Source organism: Microbulbifer epialgicus (assembly GCF_041447265.1).
Taxonomy (GTDB): Bacteria; Pseudomonadota; Gammaproteobacteria; order Pseudomonadales; family Cellvibrionaceae; genus Microbulbifer; species Microbulbifer epialgicus.
In genome coordinates, this window is sequence record NZ_JBGMEK010000164.1 from 1 (window position 1) to 4,227 (window position 4,227).

The 4,227-nt window shown below is 41.9% G+C and carries 5 protein-coding genes and 1 pseudogene; all 6 read right to left on the bottom strand.

The window, feature by feature from the left end; all coding sequences use genetic code 11:
* The coding region (locus tag ACCI49_RS23805) for a transposase (RefSeq protein ID WP_371838736.1) at nucleotides 1-288 on the bottom strand (288 nt) is incomplete at its 3' end.
* Between the two features lie 315 nt (nucleotides 289-603).
* A complete protein-coding gene (locus tag ACCI49_RS23810; RefSeq protein WP_371841737.1) occupies nucleotides 604-1,530 on the bottom strand; it encodes a hypothetical protein in 927 nt (308 codons plus the stop codon).
* Between the two features lie 14 nt (nucleotides 1,531-1,544).
* Entirely contained in the window at nucleotides 1,545-1,781 is a 237-nt protein-coding gene (locus tag ACCI49_RS23815) for a hypothetical protein (protein ID WP_371841738.1), read from the bottom strand.
* A gap of 53 nt (nucleotides 1,782-1,834) precedes the next feature.
* A pseudogene (locus ACCI49_RS23820) lies at nucleotides 1,835-2,413 on the bottom strand (helix-turn-helix domain-containing protein); the annotation flags it as partial.
* 575 nt (nucleotides 2,414-2,988) lie between these two features.
* Nucleotides 2,989-3,237, bottom strand: a complete 249-nt coding sequence (locus ACCI49_RS23825) for a hypothetical protein (RefSeq protein ID WP_371841739.1) — start codon at nucleotides 3,235-3,237, stop codon at nucleotides 2,989-2,991.
* Nucleotides 3,237-4,227: hypothetical protein (locus ACCI49_RS23830; RefSeq protein ID WP_371841740.1), on the bottom strand; the 991-nt coding region annotated here is incomplete at its 5' end. The genes ACCI49_RS23830 and ACCI49_RS23825, both read right to left, overlap by 1 nt.

Consider the following 4,227-nt stretch of genomic DNA (forward strand, 5'->3'; position numbering starts at 1 on the left):
GTCCTCCGGGTTTAGGCTGAGAAATCGACAAAATGAAAATCGATCGCGTATCTGATATTCCAGCTCATCATCCGATAGGTTATATAAATGCTGTAATACAAGTGCCTTGAACATCAGTACCTTATCAAAGGGTCTTCTTCCAGCATTACTCTTTCTTGGAAGTGTGGGGATTTTATTCAAAGTACTCCGGAAGTCCTCCCAGTCAATCAACTTACGAAGAGCAACCAGTGGATCACGTTCATTTAGCTTGCGATGGCGGTCATCAAGACCGAAAAAACTCGGCTGCATTTGACAATAACCTTTACTAGTGAGCGTTTAGATTATTTTACCGGAAATTAGTGAATTTTTAGAGGTACCCTATTGATAATATACTCTAGAAAGACCTTCAATTTACCCGCACTTTCTGTATTTCATGAAATAAATACCATTAAATATAGAAATCAAAGACACAAAAAAACCAATACGAAAAAACCATTTACTCTTCGATCAAAATAATTTCAACCAAAAAATCTAAAGCAAACAAATAAAAAGTCATTCCAGTAAGGCACCTCATAATCCAGAGGTGCCGAACTATAATTTATTTATTACTAACTAATATTACCTTCAACCCCCGCCACAAAAATTTCGTGCTTCTTCAAAGCTCAAAATAGGAGATTTTAGTGGTCGGGGTGATAACTCTTTTAAATTGGGTACTGGAGCGTCCTCTACATCAAAAAAAGGCTCATACAATGGTACGTCTTTTAATATCTCCAAATCACTTTCATATTTTTCGAGGGGTGAAACTTTCAGCAATTCCCTTGGGACATTTGGGATTTGCACATCAAGATCATAACCATTAAGGAAAGCAATTTTCGAAAGAATAAATGGCCATGGTGAAAACAACCGATGCTCTAAGCCCCAACAAGGCTCAGCATCTCGGTGCCTTAATACCTTTGGAGACAAAAGCTCGCTTATAGCCGCCTCCATCCCATGAATATTTCCTTCACACAAAGCAATATAAAATCGACTATCAACAGCGTAAAGCTTGTATTTTTTAGGAGATCCTGACAAAAAGGCCTCAGCTCTACTTTTCAACAAGCCCCAATCACCGGCAAGCGCTAGTCGAAGTTGCAGAGCGTGAAATTCCGGATTATTTACATTATCAAAAACATACTTACCCTGACTTTTCCTTAGTAAAGGAATGAAATATTGCTTACTCCAATGGATTAACTCAGGGCTATCTGACATCAACGGATACAGGAGTTGACTATCTGGACTCTTACCCATGTCAGCAGGATAAAAGTGGGAATATAAAGCTAGTACCCTACCAGTTTCAAATGCAGATTTTTTGGCCTGTTCAATATCACCCTGTTTAAATAAAGCTTGTAAAGTCTGCGCCTCAAGAGTATCCATTAACATGAGCAAAGGCCCACTTACTTTATCTCCTTCACTCAGGAGGCGCTTAAAGTTACTTTCACAGCGCTCTATATCTCCGGGCCTATTTGAGATTACTAGCCTCTCCAAGCCGTCTAAAAAAGTTTTATCATTCATTTGCTGTTAACCTTTTAAACATCAACCTCAAGAACCTTGAACTCACCGGTAACATCATCAAAGCCCGCCACCAGCTTTCTAATGTTTTTTCTACTCAATGCATCCTTAAGGAGATCATGAACTTCCATTTGATCTAAAGGCAGAAGACCCATTGTTCTTTTGATCCAAGCATCAGAAAGTTGAAGATCACCTAATGTGTTCTTTGCTAGGCTAGTTTGACCATTTTTAAACGGCTTTGAATCTACAACCATTATCCACTCATTCCCCTTGTCGTCAATATGACGGAATATAGAGTCAATGCCATTGCATAGGTATCGACATAGGTTTGTTGGTAAACACGTCCGACGCCCTTAAAGGTTCCTACATAGAAGGTATCCTGCGAGCCCAGATAACCTGGGTGTTGAGTATCAATTTCACCACAGGCTTCATCATCATGCCGTTTTCTCTCCAAAGCCTGAACCTGTGACTCTGTGAGGATCAGTCCCTCCTCAGCGACCTTGGCCTCAAGTGCCTTTAATCGCAATTTGAAGTTAGCTAGGTCATGCCGTAACCAGATACTCCGAACACCACTAGGGGACACAAATACACCGCGCTGACGCAGTTCATTGGAAACTCGAACCTGCCCATGGGCAGGCTCTTGGAGGGCATAAGTTAACACTGCCTCTTCAATGACTGTGTCAACACGGTTCTTGTGGTTGGGCACACGCCGGTTCTTCTCAAGAAGGGCATCCACACCGCCACTTGAAACGGCTTCCTTATACCGATAGAAAGTATCTCTCGATACACCTAGCATCTTGCAAGCTTTGGAGATATTGCCGAGTTCTTCTGCCAGATTTAGCAATCCGGTCTTGTGTTTGATGATGCGATCATTAGTATGGATCATGGGGTTTATCCTTGGTTTTGCTTTTAGGTTTAGGCGCCTTCATCAAAACCGGTAAACCCCTATTTTTCAAGAGAATGTGTCAGATTTGGTCTGAACTAATCCAACTAAAAGCCTCCGAACGCTGGACACGCCCGATTCAAAATTGGAATCTGACACTGTCACAGCTGGCGATCCACTTTCCAGATCGTCTGGAGAAATACATCAACCTATAGCTGCCTGGCTGACACAGAGTTTTGAACACCCACTGCTAAACAAACGCTGGGTACACGGTTTGTGCGATTGCCAGCGTTTTCTTTCCCACAACCAATGCTAGGTTAGAACCACCAAACACCATTGTCTATTTTTCACCCGACTGGATACTGAATACATTCAAAATCGGCTCAACACGCAACAAATCCCTCCCCCCTCACTCCCTTCTTAGGACCGCAGTCAAGTAGAGGTGATGCTCGTCAGGGTAGCTTCTAAATTTTTCCTAATCTATGGGTGTCTTTAATTCGTTTTCAGCACTTGTTGACTACCAAGTGCTGCAGACCTAGAAAAGGCTCAGAAGCTAAAATACGGAAAGAAAAATAACCTTATGCATGCCCTCCTCCATACTTACGCAGCATTTCTTTCAGGGTTATTTCGCCACGTTTCGCACTTTCAAATTCTGATTCACTTATCTCTTCTTTAATAAGCCTCGATGCCATTTCTGAGGTTATATAGACAAAAAAATATTTTCCATCTTCACTTTCCACTGCCCAACCTCCTTCTTGCCAGTGAAGATTCGGACGATTTCGCTTACTGAAATCAACCTTATATTTTTTTCCAGTGAGACGCTTCACTAAATTTCTCCATATAATAATTCAAAGCTTGTTGGCGGGTCACTTTGAAAGTCAACAACCGCTTCTGGACTCCCCCCCGCTGTATATCCACCAGGAACCCATTTCCCCTCATATGCACCCCCTTCATTACCACGGGGTATTCGAACTTCACCAAGATCAGCCCTATCAAATGCCACAATCATAGGTTTCTTATCTGAGCCAGAAAAATATCCTGCATCCAGTTCCAATAGCTGTTCAAACTCTTCCAAGTTGCCACCAGATTTCTCCCAGGCCTCATCAAATGTTGATCTAGGCATTACGAATCCACCATCAGGGCCAAAGGTAGAATATTTCTTGTAACTATCTTCAAAAGTAAACCGAACAACTCCATCATCAAAGAGTCTCTGGTGCTCCTCAATATAATCCGCGGGTAAATAATCATCTGGATTTGGCAGACTGTTTTCATCAATCCGCTTTATTTCTAGGAGTTCATCCACTTCCTCATTCGACAAAGGAACTTCTTCCGGTACCTTCCGCCCAATATCAACTTCTCTGGTCTTGAAGTCAGTTTGATAATTCCCTTGATCCACCAAATCCCGATCTTTTGGCCTTACCTCTAATTGGTATGTAGTAGAATTTTCAAATGAATTCTGTAGATAGCCCAACTCAGTTAAGATATCACCAGGAATTTTGTGCTTACCAATCTCTATTAGCTTAGTCAGCAACTTGGTTCCTGTATATGCAGCCGCAGCTTCTATCGCAATTTCAACGCCTAACGCCTTACCATACTCAATGATGATCTGCTTTTGCTTGTCAGGATCACCTTCGGCTGCATTTAATTCCTCATATAGCTTTTCAACACCCTCAATTGTATTGTAAATCTCTACAGCCGTAAGAGTGAGATTAGCAGCCACATATACATATCCCAGGTACAGTAAATATGCGGGCAGAGCATTATTTTCTGCCGCATTCTTACCCGCCTCCGCTGCTATTTGAACATCTAGCCCAGCG

Coding starts and splice junctions, on each gene's coding strand:
- ACCI49_RS23810 (WP_371841737.1), bottom strand. CDS start 1,530: ATGAATGATAAAACTTTTTTAGACGGCTTGGAGAGGCTAGTAATCTCA.
- ACCI49_RS23815 (WP_371841738.1), bottom strand. CDS start 1,781: ATGGTTGTAGATTCAAAGCCGTTTAAAAATGGTCAAACTAGCCTAGCA.